This window comes from Kitasatospora sp. NPDC053308, assembly GCF_055585785.1.
In genome coordinates, this window is sequence record NZ_JBVJJY010000009.1 from 157,089 (window position 1) to 181,821 (window position 24,733).

Here is a 24,733-nt window from a genome sequence, read left to right on the forward strand (position 1 = left end):
CCCGAGCGAGCACGTCCCGAGCGAGCAGGCCACCACGGTCTACACGACGATGGACAGCCCCTTCGGCCGGCTGCTGCTGAGCGGTGTCCGGCCCGCGGGCGGCGGTCCGGCCGCGCTGGCCACCGTCACCGCGCCGGGCCAGAAGTACGCGCTGGCCGAGCCGGCCGACGACTGGGTCCTCGACCCGGAGGCGCTGGCGGAACCGGTCGTCCAGCTGACGGCCTACTTCGCCGGTGAGCGCACCGAGTTCGACCTGCCGCTGGCGCCGGTGGGCACCGAGTTCCGCCGCAGGATCTGGGCCGCGCTCGACGCGATCCCGTACGGCACGACCGTCACCTACGGCGAGCTCGCCGAGCTGGCCGGACAGGAGCCGCGGATGGTCCGCGCCGTCGGCGGCGCGGTCGGCGCCAACCCGCTGCTGATCGTGCGCCCCTGCCACCGGGTGCTCGGCGCCAACGGGGCGCTCACCGGCTTCGCGGCGGGGGTGGACCGCAAGCGGCTGCTGCTGGAGCTGGAGAGCGGGACCCTGTTCTGAGCCGGTCGGGTCTGATCAGGCCCGACCCGCTCGGGTCCGACCCGCTCAGGCCGACCCGCTCGGGTCCTCCCCGCTCCGGCCCGACCTGCTCGGACCTGAGCGGCTCAGGCCGAACCGCGCAGGTCCACCCGCCAGTTGTGGCTGCGCATGAACCGCCCGGGCGGGAACTCGAAGTCGGTCGCGCCGAGCAGCGTGAACCCGGCCTTCGCGCAGACCGCGTTGGAGGCGGGGTTGTCCACCGAGGGGAAGGCGTGCAGGTACCGGTGGGCGGCCTCGCGGCGGGCGGCCCCGACGGCGAGACGGGTCGCCGTGACGGCGATGCCCCGGCCCTGGTGGCCGGGCAGCACGTTCCACCCCATCTCGTGGACGGTCTCGCCCTCCCAGGTCCGGGTGCCGTAGCCGACCGTGCCGACCGCCTCGCCCTCGGCCGCCGGGCCTTCGATCACGCGGCCGGTCGCGTCGCCGGTCGCGTCGCCGGTCGGGGCGCCGGTGTCCTCGGTGGTGTCGTCGTCGGGCAGCAGCACGATCCGGTACATGCAGCCCAGCCCGGACGGGACGAAGTCCAGGTAGCGGCGGTGCCGGACGAGCAGCTGTTCCTCGGTCTCCGGTCCGCCGACGTGCTTCTTCATCTCCGGGGTGTTGACCCGGCGCAGGAGTTCCAGGTCGGCGTCCGTCCAGGGCTCGATCCGTACCCGTGCTGTCGTCATGCCGGGACGGTAGCGGTCGGCCTGGGGCGATGACCAGCGGTTTTGTGGCGCAGTCGGGGCTCCGTCGCGGGCCCGGTCGCAGCTCTGCCGCGGCTCGGCCGTGGCTCGGCGTGGTTCACCCGGCCTCGGGGCCTGTCCCCGGCTGGGCGAGGGCGCGGGCGAGTCGCTCCAGCGCCGGCAGGGCGTCGACGACCGTGGCCCGGTCGGCCGGATCGAGGGTGTCGAGCGCGCCGGCGATGCGGCGTTCGTGGGCGTGCTGCCAGTCGTCCAGCTGGCGCCGGCCGGCCGGGGTGAGGGCGATCCGGGCGGTGCGGCGGTCGCCGGGGTCGGCCTGGCGGTCCACGAAGCCGGCTTCGAGCAGCTTGCCGACGAGTCCGCTGACGGTGTTCGGCGCGAGCCGCTGCCGGGCGGCCAGCTCGCCGACCCGCAGCGGCGCGGCGGCGAGCGTCTGGAGGAGTTCGACCTGCGCCATCGGCAGGGACTCCCAGGGGTAGTCGGTGCGGATGCTGCTGCGCAGGGCGCGGCGCAGTCGGGTGACGGTGTCGGTCAGCCGTCGGGCGTGCTCGACCGCCGGATCGGTGCCCTCGGTGGCGGAGTCGGGAACGTGGTGTGACGACGGCATGGCGGACAGCGTATCTCCTGGTCCGGGGCGTTCCGGGGGCGCGGTCCGCCCCTCGGACGTGCCGCGGACGCCCTGTGAGACGCTTCGTATCGTGGAGCGATCTGATCGTAGAAAGAACATATCTGCATCCGATATATTCGGAGCATGAACGCCACCGCCCTTGTCGCCCGCCTGCTCACCGAGCGGCCCCGGCCCCGCGGCATCGCCGGCTGGCGCCACGCCCACTGGCTGGCCGTCGGGACGGTCTGCCTCGGCGCCTTCCTCGGTCAGCTCGACGCCAGCGTCATCGCCCTGGTCTTCCCCGCCATCGGCCACCACTTCGACGCGGGCTTCGCCGCCGTCGAGTGGGTCGCCCTCGTCTACCTGCTCGTCCTGGTCGCCCTGTTGGCCCCGATCGGCTGGCTGTCCGACCTCGTCGGCCGCAAGACGATGTACCTCGGCGGCTTCGCCGTCTTCGGGCTGTCCTCGCTCGGCGCCGGGTTCGCCGGCAGCCTCTGGATCCTGGTCGGCTGCCGCGCCGTCCAGGCCGTGGGTGCCGCGATGATGCAGGCCAACAGCGTCGCCCTGGTCGCGCGCGGGGTGCCGGAGCGCGCGATGCGGCGCGCGCTCGGCATCCAGGCCTCCGCCCAGGGCCTCGGGCTGGCGCTGGGGCCCAGCCTCGGCGGGCTGCTGGTCGAACACGCCTCGTGGCGCTGGGTGTTCTGGGTCAACGTGCCGATCGCGGTGTTCGGCATCCTGGCCGGCTGGTACCTGCTGCCCCGTACCCGGACGGACCGCCCGGCCCCGGCCGTCACCCCCGGGCTGCCCGGGCCACCCGGGCTCCCCGGGCCACCCGGGCCACCCAGGCTCCCTGGGCTCCTCGGGCTCCCTGGGCCGCGAAGGGCGGGTCCGCGGCCCGACGGACCCGCCCAGGACGGCGCCCGGTTCGACCTGCCCGGCATGCTGCTGCTCACCGGCGCGACCACCTCGCTGCTGCTCGCCCTGTCCACCGCCTCCGGCCTGCCGCTGCCCGGCTGGGTGGTCGCCGTCCTGCTGCTCGCCGCCGCCGTGCTCACGGCCGCCCTGGTGCGCCAGGAGCGGCGGGCCGCCCGGCCGATCCTGGCGCCCGGCCTGGTCAACACCCCGGGCGTGCGGTCCGGCCTGGCGGTCGCGCTGATCGGGTACCTGCTGCTGTTCTGCCCCCTCGTGCTGGGCCCCGTCCTGCTCACCGGCGCGGGCGTGTCCACGGCCGGCGCGGGCCTGCTGGTCACCCTGCTGCCCGCCGCGTTCGCCCTCGCCGCGACCGTCGGCGGCGGACTGCTGCCCCGGGGCTGGTCGGACGTCAGCAGGTGCCGGTTCGGCGCCGCCGTCGCGGGCGGCGGGCTGCTGCTGTTCGCGCTGCTGCCGGCCTCGACCGCGTCGGCGGCTCCGCTGCTGGTCGCCGGGTACGGGCTGGGCCTGCTGCTGCCGGCCAACAACGCGCTGGTCATGCGGGCGATACCGGCGCAGTGTTCGGCGGTCGGCGGCGGGATGGTGAACATGGCGCGCAGCCTCGGCACGGCGCTCGGGATGGCGCTGTCCGTCCTCGGTGTCCACCTGGCGGGCGCGGCGTCCGGTGGGCGGACGGTGCTGGTCGCCCTCGCGGTGGTCGCGGCGGGGGCCGCGCTCCTCATCCGGCCGGCCCGAGGCGCGCTCCGACCGGCCCGAGCGCGCCTCGGGCAGGCCCGGGGCGGGCGCGCGGCCGGGGCGCCCGGGCGGTCTCACGGGAAGTCGTCGACCGCGGTGAGGCCGTCGAGGAACGACCGGAAGTCCGGGGCGAGCGGCACCTCCCGGCCGAGGTCCGCCTCGAACCAGGTGACGGACGGTTCCCCGTCCGGGCCGCCGTCCCGGTAGTCCAGCCCGATCCAGCACGGGCACTGACTCGAGATCAGGACCACCGGCGTGGGCAGCCCCCACTCCGCGACCAGGTACGGGCTGTCGAGCAGGGAGAACGGCCCCTCCTCGTAGCGCCCGATGCCCAGGAGCCAGTCGAACGGGACGTGGTCGGGGCTCCATGAGGTCGGCCGGTCGGTGGGGAAGGCGTTCCGGTCCTCCGCGACCTCGCCGCCGTCGCGGTGGCGCAGTACGTCCAGCAGGGCGGCGGGGAGCTTGACGCCGAGCAGCCGCTCGGCCTCGGCCACCGCCTCGGCGGTCAGGGGAGGCCGTCGGTCGTCGGGTGGTGCGACGAGCAACCGCGCGATGTCCGGCCGTACGTCGTCCGGCCGCGCGTCGTCCGGCCGTACGTCGTTCCCGGGGCCGGTGGCCCGCGGAGTGCGGCGGAGGCCCTCACCGCCTGCCATGGCCGGCCTCCACGCCACGGTCGGCCTCCAGGCCATGACCGGTCGCCGTCCCGTGACCGGCCACAGTCCCGTGAGCGGGCGCGGGCGGGGCCGCGGGCGCGGAAGGGGCGCCGGCGGCCGGGCGGGCGTTCAGGGCGTCCTGGGCCCGGTTCAGGCCGCGCCGCACCAGCGTCTCCAGCGCGTCCGCGCACCGGTCCAACTCGCCGGGCATCGCCGCGAGTTCGTCGTCCGAGAAGCTCCTCAGCACGAAGTCGCCGACGCTCTGCCCCTTCGGCGGCCGCCCGATGCCGAAGCGCAGCCGGACGAAGTCGCGGGTGCCGAGCACCTCGCCCACCGAGCGCACGCCGTTGTGGCCGGCGGGCCCGCCGCCGCGCTTGAGCCGGGCGGAGCCGAACGCGAAGTCCAGGTCGTCCTGCACGACCACCAGGCGCTCCACCGGCACGCCGTACCGGCGCAGCAGCGCGGCCACCGGACGGCCGGACAGGTTGATGGACCAGAGCGGCTTGGCGAGCAGGACCGGCCGCCCGTCCACGGTGATCTCGGCGACCAGGGTGGCGAGTCCGCGCCGCCGGAAGCGGGCGCCGTGCCGCTCGGCCAGCCGGTCGACGGCCAGGAAGCCCGCGTTGTGCCGGGTCTGCCGGAACCACGGGCCGGGGTTGCCCAGTCCGGCGATCAACCAGGGGGAGCCGGAGGCGCCCGTCGAGTCGTGGGAACCGGGCGGGTGAGGGGAACCGGGCGGGTGAGGGGAGCCGGGCGGGTAGGGGGTCATGTGAGCTGCTCCGCGAGGGGTGGGAACGGCGGACGGCCGGGGCGCGGCGGGGACGGTACGGGACCGTCGGCCGCGCCCCGGCCGTCCGGGGAGACGGGAGGAGGGCCGAGCCGGCTCAGGACGCGGGCACGCCGGGGGCGGCGCCGCGCTCCTGGAGCATCTCGGTCATCAGCTGCAGCTCCGAGGTCTGGGCGATCACCATCGACTGCGCGAGCCGCTTCTCGGTGTCGTTCTTGGCCAGGTCCACGTAGCCCTGGGCCATCTCGACGCCGCCCTTGTGGTGCTCGATCATCAGCTGCAGGTAGAACACCTCGGCGTCCCGCCCGCTGAGCGAACGCAGCTTGGCGATCTGGGTGTTGGTGGCCATGCCGGGCATCAGCGAGCCGTCGTGCGGCGGGTAGTCGTGGTCCATCTTCATCCACGCCATCGGCTTGGCGGACGAGTTCTGGGTCAGCCCCCACTGGTCCAGCCAGCCCATCATCATCCCGCGCTGGTTGGCCTGGGTGTTGATGATGTCGAAGGCCAGGGTGCGGGTCGGCTCGTCGCCGGTGCGGTCCCGGACGACGAACGACAGGTCCACCGCCTGCTGGTGGTGGGTCGCCATGTCGCGGGCGAACCCGGCCTCGGGCGAGTCGTCGGCCGGGACGGACAGCGAGCTGCCGGACGCGGAGGTCCCGCTCGCCACCAGGGCCGGCACGCCGAGCGCCAGCGCCACGGCGGCGGCCAGCGCGGCCGGCCACCACAGGCGCCGGCGCGGGGACTTGGCCCCGCCGGTCCTGCCGCCCGCGCCGTCCGCGGCGGCGACGGCTCCCGCGACGGCCGCCCCGGCCGTCGCGACGGCGTCCTCGTGCGCGGCCCCCTCGGAGCGGCCCGCGTCGGCGGTCACATCGCCCCCATGGTGCAGGAGGCGCCGGGCTCCTGGGTCTGCTTGCCCTGGACGTACTTGGTGAAGAACTGGTTCACCCGCGGGTCATTGGCGCTGTCCACGACCAGCTGGGTGCTCCAGGCGTTCAGGGTGATGGTGCCCTGCTCGTCCGGGTACGGGCTCATCAGCGAGTACGGGGTGGCCTTGACCTTGTCGGACAGGGTCTTGATGTCCTCCGGGGTGGCCTTGCCGTTGTAGGTCACCCAGACCGCGCCGTGCTCCAGCGAGTGGACGGCGCGCTCGTTCTCGACCGGCTGGTCGTAGACGTGGCCCATGCAGTCCAGCCAGACCGCGTTGTGGTCGCCGCCGACCGGAGGGGTCATCGGGTAGGTGACCTTGTCCTTGACGTGGTTGCGGGTCAGCTCGCCGAAGGTCTTCACGCCCGGGATGTCCGCGTTGGCGGCGGCTTCCTTGTCCTTCTTCTTCTGGTTCTGGTCCATGACGACCCAGGTGCCGGTGGCGACCGCAGCGACCACCAGCACACCGGCCGCCACCGAGGCGACGATCTTGTTCCGGCGGTCGCGGCGCTGCTCGGCGGCGCGCAGCTCGGCGATCCGGGCGCGGCGGTCGAGGCCGGCCTGCTTGCCGCCGGACTTGTTGGACTGCTTCGAGGCGGAACCCATGGTGGTGTCCTTGTCTCCGCCGCGCACCGGTCGGTGGCGGCGGTCGGCTGGAAGGTGAGGCGGGGCGGATCCGCCGGCGGCTGGGCCGGCGGTGGGTTCCGCTCAGGACCGGTGGACCTGCAGCGCGTGCAGATCGGGCGCCGGGTGCGAACCGTCCAGCAGGCCCGCGGGCACCACCCGGGGCAGCGCCTCGGGCGCGGCCGGGGCGAGCGGTGACACGGCGGGCTGCGGCTGCGGCGGCGGATTGGGCAGCTGGGCGTCCTGCGGGCAGTACGGGTGGCTGGAACAGCCGTTGTTGCGCGGGGGCTGGCCGTCGGCGGTGCAGAGGATCCAGTGCCCCTGGTCCTCGGCGATGCGGTGCGGGTCGGCGGCCTTAGGGGTCTTCGCCCCCGGGGCAGCCTCGGCGGCCCAGGGGGCCCCGGCGAGCTTCGCGGCCCTGGCGGGCCGGGTGGTGGTGGACGCGGCGTGGCCGGTGGGGGGCGCCTGACCGGTCGCGACCTGGACGCTGACGACGGTGACGGCACTGACCGGGCCCGCGGTCGGCGCCGGCCGGGCGGGCCCGTCCATCGCCTTCGCCTGGCCCGCGCAGGGCAGCATCGCCAGCAGGGCGACGAGCAGCAGGACCAACAGCGCACCCACCGGGCGGCCCGCCGGTGCGGCCCTCCCCGGTCGGGACGAGCTGGGGGCCGACGCGGTCATGCGGACATTTAATCAGCCGAACGAGTGAAGCGATGCCCCCCATCGGCCCTCATTTTCAGGGGCCCAGCCACCCGGATGTCCAGGAAACGCCCTGCTCCGGGCACATCCGGCAAGCACGGACGGAACGGAAGCGAACCAGCGGCGAACCGGCGGCGGACGGGCGGCAGACGGACGATCGACGGGCGGCGGCCGGACGGTGACACCCGCGGTGACACGGCGCCGCGCGGTCGACGAACCGGCTGGTCGGCGCCATGGCCGGGATGTTCCGCTGGGTGACCGGTTGTCGCCGAATCCCGGACAGGGTCGTTGCACCTGGAGAACAATGACGTCGAGCCCGGCCCGCCGGGGGGCGGCGCGCGACCACGGACCGAGCAGGAGCCGCCAGATGAGCAAGCAGGGTGCACCCGCACAGCCGCACCGGCCGGAGGACGGCTGGTGGGACACCGTCTACGACGGCCCGGCGGGCACCCTCCCGGACACCCCGCACGCCGACCCGGGGGACGGCAGCGTGGACGACTGGTTCGACACGGCGGTCGGGCTCATCGGACAGCAGCGGTCGGCGGAGCCGTCGACCGGGGAGCCTTCGGTGGCGGAGCCGTCGGTGGGAGAGCCGTCGGCCGGGGAGCCCTCGGTGGCGGGGCCGCCGGTCGGGGAGGCGGAGGCAGGCGAGGCGGAGGCAGGGGGGCCGTCGGCCGGGGAGCCCTCGGTGGCGGGGCCGCTGGTCGGGGAGACGGAGGCAGGCGGGCCGTCGGCCGGCGAGGCGGAGCAGCCCGAGCCCACGCGGGACGGCGGCGACAGCCTCGACGACTGGTTCGACACGGCGGTCGGGGTGATCGGGGGAGCGACGGCGATCGGGCGGCAGCGGACGGCGTCCGCCTCCACGGACACCCACCGGTTCCGGGCGCCCGCCTTCGCCGACGACCCCTCGGAGCCGGAGGCGGCTCGGGTGTCCCTGGAGAAGGACACTCCACCGTCCGTCCCCGTGCCGGAGCCGGAGCCGGAGGCCGTGGCCGGCGTAGCCCCCGAGCCCGAAGGCGAGCCGGAGCCCGTTGCGGCCGAAGCCCCAGAGCCCGAGCCCGAAGCCACGCCCGAGGCCGCCGTTCCCGAAGCCGAGCCCGAGCGCGCCGAAGCGCCCGTACCGACGGACGTCCTCGAAGCGCCCGCCCCCGAGCCGACTCCCGAACCCGAGCCCGCCCCCGAGCCGACTCCCGAACCCGAGCCCGACCACGCGCCGGCCACCGAGCCCGAGCCGGAACCACTGCCCCCCACCGCCACCGTCCCCGACCCCCGGCCGCCCGTCCGCGCACCGCTCGCCGACGGCGGGGCCGCCGTCCCGCACGTCGGCGAGCGCCCCCCGACGTACGGACCCGAGCCGACGGCCGTCCCGGAGGCGGACCCGGGCGCCCTGCGCGCACTCGTCCCGGACACCGTGCTGGAGGGTGCGCAGTACGGGCCGTCGGTGCTGCGCGCCGCGTCCGTCCGGGGCGACTCCGCCCGCTACCGGGGCGAGCCGCGCCGGGACTCCCTGCTGGTCACCCGGTTCGGGGACGGGCCCGAGGGACTGCTGCTCGCCGTCCTCGGCGGTTTCGACCGGACGGGCGGCGCGGCGGACGACACGGTCGGCCCGGAGGCCGTCGCCACCGCGAGCGGTGAGGCCTGCCGCCACCTGGCCGCCGCCATCGGACGCAGCCGGGCCGGGCTCGCCGCCGACCTGCGCGACGGCGCCCGGGACCGGCTCCGCTACGGGCTCCAGCGGCTGGCCACCAGCGCCGCCGCCCCGTTGCGCGCGCTGACACCCCGGGCGGAGGGGGACGAGACGCCTTCCCCGGCCTCGCTGCACTGCCTGATGGTGTCGCTCGACCCGGCCGCCGGCTACCGCGCGGCCTTCGGCGTCGGCCCGGGCGGCCTCTACCTGCTGCGGTCCGGGCACTGGATCGACGCGTACGCGGCCCGGCTGCTGCACCACCCGGACGGGCAGCCGCCGGTACCCGAGGCCCCGGTCCCGGAGCCGCGCCCGTTCCGCTTCCGGCTCGTCCCCGCGACCCCGGGCGACATCCTGCTCCTCTGCACCCCGGGCCTGGCCCGGCCGATCGCCGACGAACCCGCCGTCGCCCACTTCCTCTCCACCCACTGGGCCCACCCCCACCCGCCGGGCACCGTGGACTTCCTGCGCCAAGTCCAGGTCCGCGCCAAGGGCTACGCCGACGACCGCACCGCCGCCGCGATCTGGACCGAGTAGGAGGGCCCCCGGACCCGCCGACCGGCCCGGCCCCACCCCGGATGCTCCCGACGCCCCCACGCACCAGAAGTCGGCCCACCCGACTTCTGGTGCACGCGCCGGGAGAAATCTGTAGACCGGTCGACATATTCCTTACCCTGTGCCCGCGTGAGGCTGCACAGGAAGTCGGCCCGGCCGACTTTTGGGACGCTCGTCCCGGGTCCGGGTCAATCTGTAGACCGGTCTGCATATTTTCCTGAGGCCTGCGATGGGCGGGGTGGAGTTGACGTGAAGGGCGCGTCAGAAGTCGGCCCACCCGACTTCTGGTGCACGCGCTGGGGCGAATCGGTAGACCGGTCGACATATTCCTCCCCGTGTGCCCGTGTGCCGGTACGCAGAAAGTCGGCGGGCCGACTTTTGGGGCGCTCCCTCCCGGTCCGGTAAATCTGTAGACCGGTCTGCATATTTTCCCGAGGTCTGCGATGGGTGGAGTGGAGCTCTGGCGTGAAGGGCGCGTCAGAAGTCGGCCCACCCGACTTCTGGTGCCCACACGTGGTTTCCGCGGCGAGACACATCTGTAGACCGGTCTACAGATTTTCTGCGCCCGAACGGTGCTGCTGCGCAGGAAGTCGACCTGGCCGACTTCTGGTGCGCGCGGAGGATCCGGGGTGGCGGGGGAATCTGTAGACCGGTCTGCTGATTTTCGCCCCTCAGGTGCGGAGGAGGATGGTGGCGACGGCGGTGGCCTGGGTGAGGGCGGCCGGGGGGTGGGTGCCGGGGAGGCCGATGGCGATCGGGACGGCGAGACCGTCCAGGAGGGCGCGGAGCTGGGTGGCGCGGTCGGCGGCGGGGCCCGGGGTGAAGTGGCCGCTGGCGGTGCCCTCCTCGATGAGGGCCACCAGGTCGGCCTGCCAGGGGGCCTCGATCTCCTGCTGGCCCTGGCGGATCTCGGCGCTCGCCGGTGAGCGCCCCCACACCTCGACCCAGAGGATCCAGCGCGGGTCCCCCGCCCCCTCGGGCAGGTAGAGGCGCAGGTACGCGTCGAGGCGCTGCCAGGGGTCGAGGGAGTGGTCGGCGAGGGCGTCGCGGCGGCGGGCGCCGAGCTGGTCCTCGCTCCAGCGGAGGGTCTCCAGCAGCAGCTGGTCCTTGCTGCCGAAGTAGTAGAGCAGGTGTCCGGCGCTCATCTGGAGCTGTTTGCCGAGCCCGGCCATGGTGAGTTTGGCGAGCCCGTGTTCGGCGATCGCGGCCCGGGCGGTGGCGAAGACCTCCTCGCGGGGGCGTGCCGGCCGGCGCGGGCGGGGGTCCGCCATGTGCGTTGCTCTCCCTCGGTGGAACGGAGGTTCGAAGGCTACCCGGGCGGGAGCGCGCGGCTCCCGCCCGGGGTGCGGGTGTCAGAGCGCCTTGGGCTGCTGCTGGGTGATGCAGTGGATGCCGCCGCCGTTGGCGAAGATCTCGCGGGCGTCGACGAGTTCGACGGTGCGGCCCGGGTAGGCGCGGCCGAGGATGGCGGCGGCCTCCTGGTCGCGGGGGTCGGCGAAGGCGCACAGGATCACGGCGCCGTTGGCCACGTAGTGGTTGATGTAGGAGTAGTCGACCGGCTCGCCGTCCTCGTCCAGCAGGACGGTGGGGGCGGGCAGTTCGATGACCTCCAGCGGCCGGCCCTGGGCGTCGGTCGAGGCGCGCAGGATGGCGACGAGTTCCTGGCAGACCTCGTGGTCCGGGTGCGCGGGGTCGGGCTGGACGTGGGCGACCACGACGCCGGGGCGCACGAAGGAGGCGACGATGTCGATGTGCCCGCGGGTGCCGAACTCGTCGTAGTCGCGGGTGAGTCCGCGCGGCAGCCAGATCGCCTTGGTGGTGCCGAGGAAGGCGTGCAGCTCGGCCTCGACCTCCTCCTTGGTCCAGTCGGAGTTGCGGCCCTCGCCGAGCTGGACGGTCTCGGTGACCAGCACCGTGCCCTCGCCGTCGACGTGGATGCCGCCGCCCTCGTTGATCAGCCGGGAGGCGAAGCGCCGGACCCCGGTCAGCTCGCCGATGTGCTCGGCGACGTGCTGGTCCTTGTCCCAGCGGGCCCAGGACTGCGCGCCCCAGCCGTTGAAGATCCAGTCGGCGGCGGCCACCGAGCCCTTGCCGTCGATCAGGAAGGACGGGCCGATGTCGCGCATCCACGCGTCGTTCAGCGGGCGCTCGACGATCTCGACCCGCTCGGAGACGTACTTGCGGGCCTCGGCCGTCTCGCCGGTGTTGACGATCAGCGTCACCGGCTCGTACTTCACGATGGTGTCGGCGACGGCGGCCCACGCCTCCCGGCCGGCGTGCAGCGCCTCGGGGCTGTCGAAGGTGGGGTTGGTGGTGGGGAAGGCCATCCAGGTGCGGTCGTGCGGGTGCCACTCGGCGGGCATCCGGTAGCCGAGCGAGGCGGGCGTGGGGGTGGTGGGGGTGGTCATCGTCGAGTCCTTGGGGGCGGGGGAGATCAGGGGAGATCAGAGGAAGTAGAGCCGGCTGAGCGAGACGCTGTCGGCCGGTTCGGAGCGCAGCGGCGAGCCGTCCAGCGAGACCAGCCCGGTCTCGGTGACCTCGACGTGGCCGACGCGGGCGTTGCGCACCATGTCGCGCGGCCCGATGCCGCGGGTGCCCCGGACGCCGACGCGGCGGCGGCGGGTGGGCAGCCCGTCGGCGGGGCGGTCGAGGTAGGCGCCGTCGGCGGCGGCCTGGGCGACGAAGGCCACCGAGATGTCGGCGGCGGTGGCCCCGTGGGCGCCGAACTGCGGCCCCAGGACGAGGGGTTCGCAGCGGTCGGTGGAGGCGTTGGGGTCGCCGACCACACCGTACGCGGGGAATCCGGCCTTGAGGACGAGCTGCGGCTTGGCGCCGAAGTGGTCCGGGCGCCAGAGCACGATGTCGGCGAGCTTGCCGACCTCGATCGAGCCGACCTCGTGGACGAGGCCGTGCGCGATGGCCGGGTTGATGGTGAGCTTGGCGATGTAGCGCAGCACGCGCTCGTTGTCGTCGCCGCTCTCCGTCGTCCCGTACGAGCCGGTGCCGTCGAGCGGGCCGAGCTCCGCCTTCATCTTGCCGGCCATGGCGAAGGTGCGGCGCACGGTCTCGCCGGCCCGGCCCATGCCCTGGGCGTCGGAGGAGGTGATGCCGATGACCCCGAGGTCGTGCAGCACGTCCTCGGCGCCCATGGTGCCGGCGCGGATGCGGTCGCGGGCCATCGCGGCGTCGCCGGGCAGGTCGACCTTGAGGTCGTGCGCGGAGACGATCATGCCGAAGTGCTCGCCGAGGGCGTCCCGGCCGAACGGCAGGGTGGGGTTGGTGGAGGAGCCGATGACGTTCGGCACGCCCGCCATCTTCAGCACGTTGGGGACGTGTCCGCCGCCGCAGCCCTCGATGTGGAAGGCGTGGATGGTCCGGCCCTCCAGCACCTTCAGGGTGTCCTCGACGGACAGGCACTCGTTCAACCCGTCGGTGTGCAGGGCGACCTGGACGTCGTACTCCTCGGCGACCCGCAGCGCGGTGTCCAGCGCGCGGGTGTGGGCGCCCATGTCCTCGTGCACCTTGAAGCCGGACGCGCCGCCCTCGGCCAGCGCCTCCACCAGCGGGGCCGGGTCGGAGGACGAACCGCGGCCCAGGAAGCCGATGTTGACCGGCCAGGCGTCGAAGGCGTTGAACGCGTGCCGCAGGGCCCAGGGCGAGTTGACGCCGACGCCCCAGACCGGGCCGAACTCCTGGCCGATGATCGTGGTGACGCCGGAGGCCAGCGAGGCCTCCATGATCCGCGGCGAGAGCAGGTGGACGTGGGTGTCGATGGCGCCGGCGGTGGCGATCATGCCCTCGCCGGAGACGATCGTGGTGCCGGTGCCGACCACGACGTCGACGCCGTCCAGGGTGTCCGGGTTGCCGGCCCGGCCGATCGAGGCGATCCGGCCGCCGATCAGGCCGATCGAGGTCTTGCGGATGCCCTGGACCGCGTCGATCACCAGCACGTTGCTGATCACCACGTCGCAGGTGTCGCGGACGGCCGCGGGCTTGAGGTGCAGGCCGTCGCGGGCGGTCTTGCCGAAGCCGGCCAGGAACTCGTCGCCGGGTGCCTGGGAGTCGGACTCGACGCGGACGATCAGACCGCTGTCGCCGAGCCGGATCCGGTCCCCGGCGCGCGGGCCGTGCACGGAGATGTAGTCGTGGGGGGTGATCGAACTCATGACGGCACCTCCGCGTCGTCGAAGCTGGTCAGGTAGCCGGTCGCGCGGGCCTTGGCCAGGGCGGCCTCCTTGGCGCCGGGCGCGTCCAGCGGCCCGTCCACGAGCCCCGCGAAGCCGATCGCGACCCGCTCGCCGCCGATCGGCACCAGGCCGACCTCGACGGTGGCGCCCGGGTCGAAGCGCACCGAGGAGCCGGCCGGTACGGCCAGGTGGGTGCCGTACGCGGCGGCGCGGTCGAAGGCCAGGCGCGGGTTGGCCTCGAAGAAGTGGAAGTGCGAGGTGACCGAGATCGGCACCTCGGAGGTGTTGTGGACGGGGAGCAGCAGCGTCTCCTCGACCGGGTCGTAGCCGGCGCCGTCGCCGATCAGCGCTCCGCCGGGCGCCTCGTCGCCGAGCGAGCCGGCGCCCTTGAACGGGTCGTTGACCACGGCGAGGCGGGTGCCGTCCTCGAAGACGGCCTCGACCTGGACGACGGTGACCACGTCCGGCACGCCGGGCAGCACGTCGTCGGCGGTCAGCACGGAACGGCCGGCCTCGATGGCCTCGGCCAGGCGCCGGCCGTCGCGGGCGGCCTCGCAGACGGTGTCCGCGATCAGGGCGGTGGCCTCGGGGATGTTGAGGCGTACGCCTCGGGCTCGGCGGGCGCGGGCCAGTTCGGCTGCTGTGAAGATCAGCAGCCGGTCCCGCTCGGTGGGGGTCAGTCGCACGGTTCCTCGCTCGCGGTCGCCGGGGGAGGGGGGTCGGCTCGGGGGCCTCGGGGGCTTCCGGGGTCGATGTTAGAACGTCGTTCAAACATCTCGGGCCATTGAACCCGGACCGGGCCGCCCTGTCCAGCGTTGCCGGTCCGCGCGGGTTCGGCTCCCTGGGCGGGGGATGGGGGTGAGGGGCCCGGGCCGGGGCGCCGGACCGGACCGAGGGGCCGGGCGCGCGGCGGGGGTGGAGCAGGGGGCGCGCGGTCGGGCGCACGGCTCGTACGGGCGCGGGGTGTGCGCGGGATCGGGCGGCGGCGGGTTCGGAACGGGCCTCTGCGCTTCGCAAACCTGTCCGGCGCGGGCAGTTGGATCACGCGAACCTCCCCGTGCCCCTTTCACCCCACGTGATCGGACGCACACTGTTGCAAACGCCGTCAACTGGGCATGAGGATGGTGGTCAGATCGAGGGGGCCACCCGGCCGGCGGGGGATCCGGAGGCGGGGGCCGGATTCCAGGGCGGGGGCATGTGGTGATGGACGGTCAGTCGCGATTCCCGCGTCAGCGCACGAGTTCGGGCGACGCCTACCGGTCCGGGCCGCCCCGGGGCACGGCCGGCGGCACCGGGGCGACGGGCACCACCGGTCCCGCCGGCGCCGCGGGGGCGAACGGTGCCACCGGCTCGACCGGCTCGACCGGCTCGACCGGGACGGCCCTGCCGGGCGCGTCGGCCCCCGGCTGCGCACTGCACCGGCGGCTGCACCTGACGCTCGACGCGGCCGATCTGGTCGCGGTGGGCTCGGTGCGGCGGCGGCTGCGCACCGCGCTGAGCCACTGGGGGGTGCCGGAGCTGTCCGACACCGCCGAGCTGCTCTCCTCCGAGCTGGTCACCAACGCGCTGCTGCACACCGCCAAGGGCGCGGTCTTCGACGCGGTGCTCGGCTCGGACCACCGGCTGCGCATCGAGGTGCAGGACGGCACGAGCAGGCTGCCCGGTCGCCGGCGCGACCCGGAGGGCGAGTACGCGACCTCGGGGCGCGGCCTGATGCTGGTGGAGGCGCTGGCGGACTCCTGGGGCGTGCAGCTGAGAGGGGACGGAAAGGTCACCTGGTTCGAACTCGCGTCCCCCTGAGCCCGGTCGCACGGCCGTACGATTGTTCGCGGTCGATTGATTCGCTGTCGAAGGAAGCCCTGAACAGAAGGCGGGGCGGAAGATTTCCGGCCCGTTGGCATTGCCGCTCGGCGGAACATTGGCCAGGATGGTGGGAATGTGTGTCCACGTGCGGGAAGCAGCGGGGAGACCGAACCTCGACTGACCACCGTCCGCCGGCACCGTCCCATCCAGCACGACCCATCACATCGCCACGCGGCCCGTCCGGACGGTCGGCGCGGTCCGCCACGGCAGCGGCAGGAGCAGCATGCCCACTGAGCCCGAGTCGCCGGGGCCGGCGCTAACTCCCGGCGTGTCCGCCGCCGAGCCGCGAACCGCAGAGCCCAGAACCGCAGCACCCGGCGCCGTGGAGCCCGGAGTCGTGGAGCCGCGCACGGCGGGGCCGCGCGCCGCCGAGCCGCGCGTCGCCCACCCGCGGACCCCCGAGCCGCGTGTCGCCGAGGCCCGCGTCGCCGCGCAGCCCGCCCGGCGGTCCCACGCCGTGCGTCCGTCCCCCGGCCTCGCCGCCGCCCGGCTGGCGCCCGTGCTGTCCGGCGGACTGCCGCCCGCCTCCGCCGACTCCATGCCGGACTGGCTGGAGCCTGCGATGGCGGCCAACGGCATCGGCTCCTTCGACTGGGACATCCGCCGCGACGTCCTGGAGGGCGACCAGCGGGCCTGCGCGATCATGGGCCTGGACACCGCCGAGCAGGCCCGCTTCGACCGCACCGCCGACTCCTTCCTGGCCCTGCTGCACCCCGAGGACGCCCCGGTGGTGCGCCGCCGGGTCGAGCGGGCGGTCGCCGAACTCGGCCAGTGCGGCGCCTACTACCGCACCGTCGGGCCCAGCGGCACCATGCGCGCGGTCCGCTTCCGCGGCCGGGTGCTCGCCGACGCCTTCGGCCGCGCCTCCCGGATGGTCGGCTTCGTCTGGGACGCCACCGTCGAACTGCACAAGCGCGACCGCGCCGACCGGATGGCCCTGCTGCGCGAGGAGCGCTCCCGGTTCATCAAGGAGGCGGCCCGGGCCCTCTCCGAAGCCGTCACCGTCCGTGACGTGGCCCGGGTGTTCACCGAGCTGCCGCTGCCCGGACTGCCCCCGGACGGCCTGGTGCTGGCCTCCTTCGAAGCCGGACGGGCCAAGATCCTCGGCGCCTCGGGCTACCGCGCCGAGACGCTGGCGGTCTGGGACCGCGCCGTCCTGCCCGCCGGCCACCCGGCCGCCGAGGCGCTGCGGCACCGGGCGCCGGTGTTCGTCTCGACCCGCGAGGAGTTCCGCGACGGCTACCCCGAGGTGTGGGAGCCGACCAGCCGCACCGGCCGCGGCTCCTGGGCGTATCTGCCGCTGGTGGCCAGCGGCCGGGCGATCGGCGTCTGCGTGGTCAGCTTCGACGACGAGCGCGAGCTGGACGCGGACGAGCGCACCCTGCTGACCACCCTGGGCGGACTGGTCGCCCAGTCGCTGGCCCGGGCCCGGCTGCACGACGCCGAGCACGAGCTGGCGGCCGGCCTGCAGCGGGTGATGCTGCCGCGCACCGTCCCGTCCGTCCCGGGCGTGACCACCGCGGTGCGCTACCTCGCGGCCGGCTCCGGGCTGCAGATCGGCGGCGACTGGTACGACGTGGTGCCGCTGCCCGGCGGGCACGTCGGCCTGGTGATCGGCGACGTCCAGGGCCACGACGTGCACGCCGCCGGGATCATGGGCCAGCTGCGGATCGCGCTGCGCGCCTACGCGGCCGAGGGCCACCCGCCCGCCGCCGTGATGGCCCGCGCCTCCCGCTTCCTCGCCGACCTGGACACCGACCACTTCGCGACCTGCACCTACGCCGAGGTCAACGTGGACTACGGCGTGGTCTACGCCGTCCGGGCCGGCCACCTCGACCCGGTGGTGCGCCGCGCGGACGGCACCGCCGCCGCGGTGCCGGTGGCGGGCGGGCTGCCGCTGGGCATCGACCCGGACCAGGAGTACCGGGTCACCCGGTTCAGCCTGGACCCGGGCGAGACGGTGCTGCTCTGCACCGACGGCCTGGTCGAGGCGCGCGGCATGGACCTGGACGAGGGCATCGCCCGGCTCACCCGGACGCTCGCCCACCCGCTGCCGCCCACCGCGCAGGCGGCCCGCGACCCGCTGGAGGAGCTGGCCGACCGGATCGCCTCCCAGGCCGCCGACTCCAGCGAGCGCGAGGACGACATAGCGCTGCTGCTGCTGCGCTGGGACGGCCCGGCGGGCGGCCTCGCCGCCCAGCAGCTGCGCCGCCGGATCGGCCAGGCCGACCTGGCGCGGGTCGCCGAGGTCCGGGCCGAGCTGCGCGACGCGCTGCGCCGCTGGGGCGTGGCCGAGTTCATCGACACCGCCGAGCTGCTCTCCTCCGAACTGGTCACCAACGCGATCCGGCACACCGACCGGGACGCCATGTTCACCGCCCGGCTCTACCGGGAGCCGGAGCAGGACGGCGGACGGGCCCGGCTGCGGGTCGAGGTGGAGGACGAGTCGGATCTGTGGCCGACCCGCCGGACCCCGGGGGAGCAGGCCTCCTCCGGGCGCGGCCTGATGCTGGTGGAGGCGCTGGCGGACTCCTGGGGCGTGGAGCCGCGCGGGTCCGGCAAGCGGATGTGGTTCGAGCTCAGCGGCGCGGCGGCCTGAGCACTGAGCGCCCAGGGCGGCCAGGCGGCCAGGCGGCCAGGGCGGCGACCGGGGGGGGCGAGCGCCCTGCGTGCCTGACGTGTCCGGCGCGCCTGAAGCGTCGGGCGCGAACGAAGCGGCCGGGGCGACCCAAGCGGCCGGGGCGCCGACGGCTCCCGGACGGGATCGCCGGCGCCCCGGGGAGCGCGCGGGGCGGCGGGGTGTCAGCCGAACTGCTGCTCTAGGTCCTTCAGTTTGCGCTCCAGCGAGTCCAGCCGGGGGAGCGTCACGGTGTCCTCCTCCAGGGTCAGGTCGATGGTGCGCCGCTCCGGGCGGGCCGGCAGCCCGGGCTGGACGACCGTGCCCTCGGCGGGCTCGACCTCGCGCGGTGCGGCGGCCCGTTCCACTCCGGCCCGTTCGGTGGCGGCTGGTCGCTCGGCCCCGGGCCCGCCGGCTATGGCGGGCTCCGAGCCGGACTCCAGCTGTCGCGCGCCGGTGCCGCGGCGCCAGGAGCTGTGGGAGCGGTTGATGGCCCGGATCTCGGCCCGCTCGCGGCGCCCGGCCAACTTGCGGCGTTCCTTGTCCAGGGCGCGTTCCCGCCTGTCCTCGCGGACCTCGTCCACCGCCTCGTCCAGGCTGCGCACGCCCTCCAGGAGCATCAGCGACCAGGCCGCGTAGGTCTCGCGCGGGGCGCGCAGCCAGCGGACGATGCGGATCTGCGGCAGGGGCCGGGGGACCAGGCCCTGCTCGCGCAGTGCGGCCCGGCGGGTCTGCTTGAGCGCCCGGTCGAACAGGATCGCCGCCGAGAGGGACATCCCGGAGAAGAACTGCGGGGCGCCGGCGTGGCCGAAGCCGCGCGGGGCGTGCACCCAGTTGAACCAGGCCGAGGCGCCGGCGAAGAGCCAGACCAGCAGCCGTGAGCCGAAGGCCGCGTCGCCGTGGCTGGCCTCGCGGACGGCGAGGACCGAGCAGAACATCGCAGCGCCGTCCAGGCCGAACGGGACGAGGTACTCCCAGCCGTCGGACAGGCCCAGGTTCTGCACGCCGAAGCCGACCAGCCCGTGGAAGGAGAGCGCGGCGGCGACGGCGGCACAGCAGAACAGCAGGGTGTACGAGGCGGCCCCGTACAGGGATTCCTTGCGGCGGCGCCGTTCCTCGGAGCGCTCCCAGGAATCCGGGCCGGAGGCGCTCGCGGATCCCCGGCTGCGGAGCAGGGCCACCAGGAGCGCGCTGACCAGCAGCCCCGCGACCCCGGTGACGGCCCACCCGAGCGGTATGTCGGACAATTTCATCGCCGGAACCAGCCTCGCTTTCCTGCGTCGCGTTCCCACGTCGTGATGGCGGGGACCATCATGACGGATGCTCGGCGGTCGAATGACTGATTCGCTGTCAATGCGCTGAGGAGAGGGATTTCTGGCTCCGCGCCAATCGCATCGTCGTATGAATTCGATGTGGGCGATTCCCGGAATGACCGGCTTTTCGGTTTCCCGGTCGAAGGGATTTTCGTCAACATCGCGTGACGCGGGGGCAGCCGCCGCACATCTCCCGCGGTTCGGCGGTGTAGACGAGGCAACAGCTGGCCCGGAGCCGGTCCGTACTCGAAGCGTCCCCGTGCCCGGGCGCCGGGGGCGCGAAGCCGGCTCCCGGGGTGAAGGGGGCCGGGGCGGCGGCGGGGCCCCCGTCCGCGCCGGGCGCGTGCGCGGGGTCGGTGGGTTCCAACAGCGCGGACAGCTCGGCGCGCGCCCGTTCCGGCTCCCCGAGCAGTCCGCCCGCGTAGCAGAGCCCCTCGACCACCGCGTCGGTGGCCATCGCCCAGAGCACCCGGGGGCCGCGGCGCGCCTCCGGGCGGAAGGCGGCCAGCACCGGGGCGAGGAACCCGCCCAGGGCGCACCGCAGTTCGGCGGCCAGCGCGCCCTCGTCCGGCACCGTACGGGCGCGCGGTGAACCGGCCACCGGGTCGTCCGGCAGGCAGGCGAACTCCCCCGGGCGGACGGTCAGTTCGACGGACTCGGGCCGACGGCGCAGTGCGACGTCCGCGAGGGGGAGCAGCGGCACCCGGCGCTCCAGGAACCACGGCAGCGTGAACAGCAGGGAGACCGGCCAGACGAAGCGGTGCAGCCCGAAGCCGGCCGCGACGTCCGGGCGCAGCGGCCGCCCGTAGCGGGCGAGTCCGCGCCGGGCGTCGTGGGCGATCAGCGCGCGCACCGCCTCGGGCCGGGTGGCCAGGTCGGCGGCGCGGAGCCAGCCGCGGCCGCGCGGGGGTGGGGCGCAGCGCACGCTGAGCACGGGGGTGAGCCCGGTCAGCCGGTGGTACGAGGGGGCGCCCGGGGTGTCGGGCGCCGGAGCGGAGGAAGGGGCGTGCGCGCCGGGGGTGCGGGGAGCGGCCGGTGGGCCGGGGGTGGCCGGTGGGCTGGGGGTGGCCCGGGCGGCGGGCCGGGCGGAGGTGTCCGGGGTGCTCGCAGTGCCCGGGAGGTCGGGTGCGGAGGCGTGCGCGCCGGGGGTGCGGGGGGCGCACGGCGCGCGGCCGGGCCTGGTGCTGCTCGCGGACATGGGCAGGCCCCATCGGGTCGACCGGGGTCGCCCATGGACCGCCCGGCCGCGCCCGCCGGCGGTGTCGGTGCCGGGCGCGGCCGGACCGGGGCATGGCGGTGCCCGGGGAACGGCAAGGCGCCCCGGCCGGGGTACTGCTCCCCCCGGCCAGGTTAGGCTCACCTTAGCTGATGGTTCCCCGGGTCTCGCCGACGATGCGTCCGTCCGGGGGAGGCACCGGCGCGCGGGCGGCGCCCAGCTGGCGCGCGAGCCAGACCGGCACCCCGCCCAGGGCGTGCACCAGGCGGGTCGCCTCGGCGCGCAGCCGGGCGGCCTCGGCGGCCTCGGACACCTCGGCGAGCGCCGCGAGCGCCGGAGCCACCCCCACCGTGAACCCGAGTTGCTCGCGCAGCCGCAGGGAGGCGTCGAAGCCCTCCCGGGCGTTGCCGCGGTCCCCGCGGGAGAGCGCCAGCGCGCCCAGGTGGCGCCAGGTGTACGAGCGCAGCAGTTCGTCCCCGCGCTCGCCGGCGCCCTCGTGCGCCCGCCGGTAGGCGATCCAGGCGGCGCTGCGGTCGCGCAGCAGGTTCTCGGCGACCAGTCCGCGCCGGAAGTCCAGCAGCGGGCGGCCGGGCGCGTCCGGCGGCAGCAGGGCCGAGGTGCGGCCGAGCGCGGCCTGTGCCTCGTCCAGCCGGTCGCGCGGACCGAGCACGCTCGCCACGTACGCGAGGAAGCCGCGGGCGCAGGCGGCGGCCGCGCGCTGCTCGGTGCCGGCCGCCAGTGCCTCCGCCAGGCGCAGCGCCTGCTCCGCCTGGGTCCAGTTGGCCGCGGTGAACAGGCACTGCTCGATGAGGAGTTCGGCTCGCCCGAGGGCCGCCGACGGGTCCTGCTCGGCGGCCGGGCGCAACAGTTCGGCGGCCTCCTGCCAGCACCCCCGGGACCGCAGTCGCCACACGGTGTCGCCCGGCTCCTCCGCTGCCGCCCGCCCCCGCCCCTCCGGGCCGCTCGGACCCCATCCGTGCTCCGACAACGCCACCTCCTTGTGTGCGCCATCCGGCAGGGCACGGGCCCGCCCCTGGGGCCCTGCCGCCACGACCCGTGCGCATGGCGACGGCAGGGCGAAAGGCCCGCGCTGTGGCGGCAATTCAACACGGGGGTGAGCTTGTGCACCAGATCACGAGCGGAGGTTGTTGCGTTCGGCGGCGAAATGATCTAGTGGGGCGCCCCGGCGGTCGGCCGGCGGTCGACCGGCGGCCGGGTGGCGGTCGGGACGCCGACGAGCGGCGCCGGGGACGCGCTGTCGAGGCCGTCAGGAGGCCGTCAGAAGGCGGCCGGAGGGCGGCCGGAGGGCGGTCAGGAGGTCCAGCCGGTCTCCATCAGGGCCTCGGCGGCGCCGTTCGCGGGCTGCGGCACCCCCGCCAGGTCCAGGCTGAACAGCGCCACCAGCAGCTGTTCGCCGCGCACGGTGGCCTGGTGCGAATAACCCGCGAGGGTGAACATCGCGGCGGCCATCTCCTCGGCGTGCAGGGTCTGCAGCCAGAGGCACTCGACCGACTTCACGTCGGCCGGCTCGGTCCAGGTGTCGACCTGGGCGACCATCCGGCTGCCCAACAGGGTCACGCCGTCGCGCTCCTGGGCCTCCGTCAGTTCCAGGTCGTCGAAACCGAGCCACTCCAGGTAGCGGGCGGCGGTGAACACCGCGTCCTGGGAGGTGCGCACCGGGTGCGGCCGGAACGGCGTGCGGTGGCGGAACGGGCGGGAGCGGCCGGCGGGGGCGCCGGGCGGCGCGGGCGGGGAGGGCACCGGCGCGCCCATCGGGTGGGCCGGGTGGGGGTGGGCGGCCTGCGGGCCGGCGGCGGCCAGCGGGCCGGCCGTACCGCTGCCGAGGCGGGTGGTGCGGTCCACCGGCAGCCGGACGGTGGCACCGCAGTTGCAGGTGAACTCGGGCTGCGGCCACTGGTCGGAGCGGCCGCAGTGCGGGCAGCGCATGCTCAGCCAGGAGTCCTCCCAGGAGCGGAACCGCACCTGCACCGGCACCCCGCCGCGCAGCAGCGGCACCTTCAGCGAGGCGCCGCAGGGGCAGGGCAGCGACGGCGGCTCGTACAGGTGCTCCCGGCGGCAGGCGGGGCAGCGGATCGCCCGGGCGCCACCGCCCGCCCCCGGCCGCGAGGGGTCGTGTCCGGTGAAGTCGTCGGGCAGTCCTGCCATCGCGGGCTCCGTCCGTCGTGTGGGTGGGTGGGACGATTCCCATGCTCCCCGAAATGTCCGGCGTTGGGCGCGGAATGGGGCAATCCTCAGGGACGGATCAGGGGCCCCCGACCGTCGGGGCGGAGGCGGCCTCCGCCCCGAGGACGACGGTCAGCCGGCGGACCAGCGGGCCAGGTCGGCGGGGGTGTCGAGGTCGTCCGGGGCGGCGACGTCGGCGCACTCGACCAGGACGACCTCCGCCGCGTGCGCCGCCAGCAGGGCGCGGGCCCCGGCGTCGCCGGAGGCGCCCGCGGCGGCCTCGGCGAAGTGCCGGGCGCCGATCAGCACCGGGTGGCCGCGCCGCCCGTGGTAGGCCGCCGCGGCCAGCTCCGCGCCGCTCCGGTGCGCGGCCAGCAGCCGGGCCACCGCGGCCGGGGTGACGCCCGGGGTGTCCACCAGCATGACCAGCACCGCCGGGGCCCGCGGTGGCAGGGCGGCCAGGCCGACCCGCAGCGAGGAGCCCATGCCGCCCGCCCAGTCCGGGTTGGCCACCAGCCGGCAGCCCGGCAGGTGGGCGGTCGCCCGGACCCGCTCGCCCGCGGCGCCCAGCACCACCGTGACGTCCGCGCAACCGCCGGCCCGGACCACCGCCACCGCGTGCTCCACCAGCGGCCGGCCCCCGTACCTGATCAGGGCCTTGGGCCGCCCGCCCAGGCGCCGCCCGCCCCCGGCGGCGAGCACGAGGGCGGCGACCGGGGCGGGCCCGGCGGGGGTCGGCGCAGTCTGCATGCGCCCAGCCTGCCCCTCCGGGGCGGGCGCGCGCATTGTGCGAATCCACAACGGGACGCCGCAGGTGGCGGCCGCCCCCCGGTGGTTCGGCCGCTGGTCCTGCGGGCGCCCGCCGCCTGTACTGGGTCGATGAACACCGCACCGCACCCGCTGGTGGACCGCTTCGGCCGGGTCCACACCGATCTGCGGGTCTCGCTGACCGACCGCTGCAACCTGCGCTGCACGTACTGCATGCCGGCGGAGGGGCTGGACTGGCTCGCCCGGGCGGAGGTGCTCGACGACGACGAGGTGGTGCGGCTGGTACGGATCGCCGTCCGGCGGCTGGGGATCGCCTCCGTCCGGCTGACGGGCGGCGAACCGCTGCTGCGGCGGGGCCTGCCGGGACTGGTCGGACGGCTCGCCGCGCTCGGCGTGGAACTGTCGCTGACCACCAACGGGATCGGCCTGGGGCGCACCGCGGTCGCGCTGCGCGAGGCCGGACTGGGGCGGGTGAACGTCAGCCTGGACACGCTGCGCCCGGAGCGGTTCGCGGCCATCACCCGGCGGGACCGGCTGGCCGACGTGCTGGCCGGGATGGCGGCGGCGAAGGCTGCGGGGCTGGGGCCGGTGAAGGTGAACGCGGTGCCGGTGCGCGGGGTGAACGAGGACGAGATCGTCGCGCTGGCCGAGTTCGCCGTCGACCACGGGTACCGGATGCGGTTCATCGAGTCGATGCCGCTGGACGCCCAGGGGGCGTGGGACCGTACGGCGATGGTGACGGCGGAGGAGATCCTGGCCGCCCTCGGGGAGCGCTTCGACCTCGTCCCGGTGGGGCGGCACGGCAGCGCCCCGGCGGAGGAGTGGCGGATCGCCGGCACCGACGCCGTCGTCGGCGTGATCGCCTCGGTCACCCGACCGTTCTGCGGCGGCTGCGACCGGGTCCGGCTCACCGCGGACGGGCAGCTGCGCAACTGCCTCTTCGCGACGGAGGAGTCCGACCTGCGGGCGCTGCTGCGCGGCGGGGCGGACGACGCGGCGATCGAGGCCGCCTGGCGGGCCTCGGTGGCCGGCAAGGGGCCCGGACACGCCATCGGCAGCGCGGACTTCGTCCGGCCCGACCGCCCGATGTCGGCGATCGGCGGCTGAGACGACGCCGCACCGGGGCTTGC

The 24,733-nt window shown here is 75.4% G+C and carries 21 protein-coding genes and 1 pseudogene; 6 read left to right on the forward strand and 16 right to left on the reverse strand.

Features of this window, described 5'->3' with window-relative positions:
* Window positions 1-49: 49 nt before the first annotated feature.
* Window positions 50-535, forward strand: coding sequence for a methylated-DNA--[protein]-cysteine S-methyltransferase (locus ACZ6Y7_RS21575; RefSeq protein WP_465759678.1), 486 nt, complete (start codon window positions 50-52; stop codon window positions 533-535).
* A gap of 104 nt (window positions 536-639) precedes the next feature.
* Here ACZ6Y7_RS21575 and ACZ6Y7_RS21580 read toward each other — a convergent pair whose 3' ends face one another.
* Both ACZ6Y7_RS21580 and ACZ6Y7_RS21585 read right to left on the reverse strand, forming a co-directional pair.
* Window positions 640-1,242 (reverse strand): GNAT family N-acetyltransferase, encoded by a 603-nt coding sequence (locus ACZ6Y7_RS21580; RefSeq protein ID WP_465759514.1) that lies wholly within the window; start codon window positions 1,240-1,242, stop codon window positions 640-642.
* A gap of 115 nt (window positions 1,243-1,357) precedes the next feature.
* Window positions 1,358-1,864, reverse strand: a complete 507-nt coding sequence (locus ACZ6Y7_RS21585; RefSeq protein ID WP_465759515.1) for a MarR family winged helix-turn-helix transcriptional regulator — start codon at window positions 1,862-1,864, stop codon at window positions 1,358-1,360.
* Window positions 1,865-2,008: 144 nt separating this feature from the next.
* On the opposite strand from ACZ6Y7_RS21585, the gene ACZ6Y7_RS21590 reads away from it, so the two are divergent.
* Entirely contained in the window at window positions 2,009-3,736 is a 1,728-nt protein-coding gene (locus ACZ6Y7_RS21590; RefSeq protein ID WP_465759516.1) for an MFS transporter, read from the forward strand.
* Here ACZ6Y7_RS21590 and ACZ6Y7_RS21595 read toward each other — a convergent pair.
* The 5 genes and pseudogenes from ACZ6Y7_RS21595 to ACZ6Y7_RS21615 all read right to left on the reverse strand — a co-directional run.
* Window positions 3,694-4,218, reverse strand: a pseudogene (locus ACZ6Y7_RS21595) (SMI1/KNR4 family protein); the annotation flags it as partial. The gene ACZ6Y7_RS21590 and the pseudogene ACZ6Y7_RS21595 overlap by 43 nt on opposite strands.
* Window positions 4,169-4,858, reverse strand: coding sequence for an aminoacyl-tRNA hydrolase (gene pth, locus ACZ6Y7_RS21600; protein ID WP_465759679.1), 690 nt, complete (start codon window positions 4,856-4,858; stop codon window positions 4,169-4,171). The pseudogene ACZ6Y7_RS21595 and the gene pth, both read right to left, overlap by 50 nt.
* Window positions 4,859-5,066: 208 nt before the next feature.
* Window positions 5,067-5,837 (reverse strand): DUF305 domain-containing protein, encoded by a 771-nt coding sequence (locus ACZ6Y7_RS21605; protein ID WP_465759517.1) that lies wholly within the window; start codon window positions 5,835-5,837, stop codon window positions 5,067-5,069.
* A complete protein-coding gene (locus tag ACZ6Y7_RS21610; RefSeq protein WP_465759518.1) occupies window positions 5,834-6,499 on the reverse strand; it encodes a DUF3105 domain-containing protein in 666 nt (221 codons plus the stop codon). Before ACZ6Y7_RS21610 ends, ACZ6Y7_RS21605 begins: the two co-directional genes overlap by 4 nt.
* A 102-nt stretch (window positions 6,500-6,601) precedes the next feature.
* A complete protein-coding gene (locus tag ACZ6Y7_RS21615) occupies window positions 6,602-7,198 on the reverse strand; it encodes a hypothetical protein (protein WP_465759519.1) in 597 nt (198 codons plus the stop codon).
* A gap of 385 nt (window positions 7,199-7,583) precedes the next feature.
* On the opposite strand from ACZ6Y7_RS21615, the gene ACZ6Y7_RS21620 reads away from it, so the two are divergent.
* On the forward strand, window positions 7,584-9,437 hold the full coding sequence (locus tag ACZ6Y7_RS21620) for a PP2C family serine/threonine-protein phosphatase (protein WP_465759520.1): 1,854 nt from the start codon (window positions 7,584-7,586) through the stop codon (window positions 9,435-9,437).
* Between the two features lie 689 nt (window positions 9,438-10,126).
* Here the strand turns inward: ACZ6Y7_RS21620 and ACZ6Y7_RS21625 are convergent.
* From ACZ6Y7_RS21625 to ACZ6Y7_RS21640, 4 genes are all read right to left on the reverse strand, one after another.
* Complete coding sequence (locus ACZ6Y7_RS21625) at window positions 10,127-10,726, reverse strand: TetR/AcrR family transcriptional regulator (RefSeq protein WP_465759521.1); 600 nt, start codon at window positions 10,724-10,726, stop codon at window positions 10,127-10,129.
* A gap of 81 nt (window positions 10,727-10,807) precedes the next feature.
* Window positions 10,808-11,863 (reverse strand): agmatine deiminase family protein, encoded by a 1,056-nt coding sequence (locus ACZ6Y7_RS21630; RefSeq protein ID WP_465759522.1) that lies wholly within the window; start codon window positions 11,861-11,863, stop codon window positions 10,808-10,810.
* 36 nt (window positions 11,864-11,899) lie between these two features.
* Window positions 11,900-13,621, reverse strand: coding sequence for an urease subunit alpha (locus tag ACZ6Y7_RS21635; protein WP_465759523.1), 1,722 nt, complete (start codon window positions 13,619-13,621; stop codon window positions 11,900-11,902).
* The gene (locus ACZ6Y7_RS21640) at window positions 13,618-14,328 is read right to left on the reverse strand and encodes an urease subunit gamma (protein WP_465759524.1); all 711 of its coding nucleotides are present in this window, start codon (window positions 14,326-14,328) and stop codon (window positions 13,618-13,620) included. Before ACZ6Y7_RS21640 ends, ACZ6Y7_RS21635 begins: the two co-directional genes overlap by 4 nt.
* A gap of 517 nt (window positions 14,329-14,845) precedes the next feature.
* Between ACZ6Y7_RS21640 and ACZ6Y7_RS21645 the strand changes: the two genes are divergently transcribed.
* Both ACZ6Y7_RS21645 and ACZ6Y7_RS21650 read left to right on the forward strand, forming a co-directional pair.
* Window positions 14,846-15,442: an ATP-binding protein gene (locus tag ACZ6Y7_RS21645; RefSeq protein ID WP_465759525.1), complete on the forward strand. Its 597-nt coding sequence runs from the start codon at window positions 14,846-14,848 to the stop codon at window positions 15,440-15,442.
* Between the two features lie 400 nt (window positions 15,443-15,842).
* On the forward strand, window positions 15,843-18,104 hold the full coding sequence (locus ACZ6Y7_RS21650; protein WP_465759526.1) for a SpoIIE family protein phosphatase: 2,262 nt from the start codon (window positions 15,843-15,845) through the stop codon (window positions 18,102-18,104).
* 203 nt (window positions 18,105-18,307) lie between these two features.
* On the opposite strand, the gene ACZ6Y7_RS21655 is transcribed toward ACZ6Y7_RS21650, so the two are convergent.
* From ACZ6Y7_RS21655 to ACZ6Y7_RS21675, 5 genes are all read right to left on the reverse strand, one after another.
* Window positions 18,308-19,375, reverse strand: a complete 1,068-nt coding sequence (locus ACZ6Y7_RS21655) for a DUF2637 domain-containing protein (RefSeq protein ID WP_465759527.1) — start codon at window positions 19,373-19,375, stop codon at window positions 18,308-18,310.
* A 214-nt stretch (window positions 19,376-19,589) separates the two neighbouring features.
* Complete coding sequence (locus ACZ6Y7_RS21660) at window positions 19,590-20,633, reverse strand: (2Fe-2S)-binding protein (protein WP_465759528.1); 1,044 nt, start codon at window positions 20,631-20,633, stop codon at window positions 19,590-19,592.
* Window positions 20,634-20,796: 163 nt separating this feature from the next.
* Window positions 20,797-21,564, reverse strand: a complete 768-nt coding sequence (locus ACZ6Y7_RS21665) for a hypothetical protein (RefSeq protein ID WP_465759529.1) — start codon at window positions 21,562-21,564, stop codon at window positions 20,797-20,799.
* Between the two features lie 398 nt (window positions 21,565-21,962).
* Window positions 21,963-22,817: a hypothetical protein gene (locus ACZ6Y7_RS21670; RefSeq protein WP_465759530.1), complete on the reverse strand. Its 855-nt coding sequence runs from the start codon at window positions 22,815-22,817 to the stop codon at window positions 21,963-21,965.
* A 150-nt stretch (window positions 22,818-22,967) separates the two neighbouring features.
* Window positions 22,968-23,585 carry a nucleotidyltransferase family protein gene (locus ACZ6Y7_RS21675; RefSeq protein ID WP_465759531.1) on the reverse strand — a complete coding sequence of 206 codons (618 nt, stop codon included), beginning with the start codon at window positions 23,583-23,585 and terminating at the stop codon, window positions 22,968-22,970.
* 129 nt (window positions 23,586-23,714) lie between these two features.
* Between ACZ6Y7_RS21675 and moaA the strand changes: the two genes are divergently transcribed.
* A complete protein-coding gene (moaA, locus tag ACZ6Y7_RS21680; RefSeq protein ID WP_465759532.1) occupies window positions 23,715-24,710 on the forward strand; it encodes a GTP 3',8-cyclase MoaA in 996 nt (331 codons plus the stop codon).
* Window positions 24,711-24,733: the final 23 nt, after the last annotated feature.

Coding starts and splice junctions, on each gene's coding strand:
- ACZ6Y7_RS21575 (WP_465759678.1), top strand. CDS start 50: ATGGACAGCCCCTTCGGCCGGCTGCTGCTGAGCGGTGTCCGGCCCGCG.
- ACZ6Y7_RS21580 (WP_465759514.1), bottom strand. CDS start 1,242: ATGACGACAGCACGGGTACGGATCGAGCCCTGGACGGACGCCGACCTG.
- ACZ6Y7_RS21585 (WP_465759515.1), bottom strand. CDS start 1,864: ATGCCGTCGTCACACCACGTTCCCGACTCCGCCACCGAGGGCACCGAT.
- ACZ6Y7_RS21590 (WP_465759516.1), top strand. CDS start 2,009: ATGAACGCCACCGCCCTTGTCGCCCGCCTGCTCACCGAGCGGCCCCGG.
- ACZ6Y7_RS21610 (WP_465759518.1), bottom strand. CDS start 6,499: ATGGGTTCCGCCTCGAAGCAGTCCAACAAGTCCGGCGGCAAGCAGGCC.
- ACZ6Y7_RS21615 (WP_465759519.1), bottom strand. CDS start 7,198: ATGACCGCGTCGGCCCCCAGCTCGTCCCGACCGGGGAGGGCCGCACCG.
- ACZ6Y7_RS21620 (WP_465759520.1), top strand. CDS start 7,584: ATGAGCAAGCAGGGTGCACCCGCACAGCCGCACCGGCCGGAGGACGGC.
- ACZ6Y7_RS21625 (WP_465759521.1), bottom strand. CDS start 10,726: ATGGCGGACCCCCGCCCGCGCCGGCCGGCACGCCCCCGCGAGGAGGTC.
- ACZ6Y7_RS21630 (WP_465759522.1), bottom strand. CDS start 11,863: ATGACCACCCCCACCACCCCCACGCCCGCCTCGCTCGGCTACCGGATG.
- ACZ6Y7_RS21635 (WP_465759523.1), bottom strand. CDS start 13,621: ATGAGTTCGATCACCCCCCACGACTACATCTCCGTGCACGGCCCGCGC.
- ACZ6Y7_RS21645 (WP_465759525.1), top strand. CDS start 14,846: ATGGACGGTCAGTCGCGATTCCCGCGTCAGCGCACGAGTTCGGGCGAC.
- ACZ6Y7_RS21655 (WP_465759527.1), bottom strand. CDS start 19,375: ATGAAATTGTCCGACATACCGCTCGGGTGGGCCGTCACCGGGGTCGCG.
- ACZ6Y7_RS21660 (WP_465759528.1), bottom strand. CDS start 20,633: ATGTCCGCGAGCAGCACCAGGCCCGGCCGCGCGCCGTGCGCCCCCCGC.
- ACZ6Y7_RS21670 (WP_465759530.1), bottom strand. CDS start 22,817: ATGGCAGGACTGCCCGACGACTTCACCGGACACGACCCCTCGCGGCCG.
- ACZ6Y7_RS21675 (WP_465759531.1), bottom strand. CDS start 23,585: ATGCAGACTGCGCCGACCCCCGCCGGGCCCGCCCCGGTCGCCGCCCTC.
- moaA (WP_465759532.1), top strand. CDS start 23,715: ATGAACACCGCACCGCACCCGCTGGTGGACCGCTTCGGCCGGGTCCAC.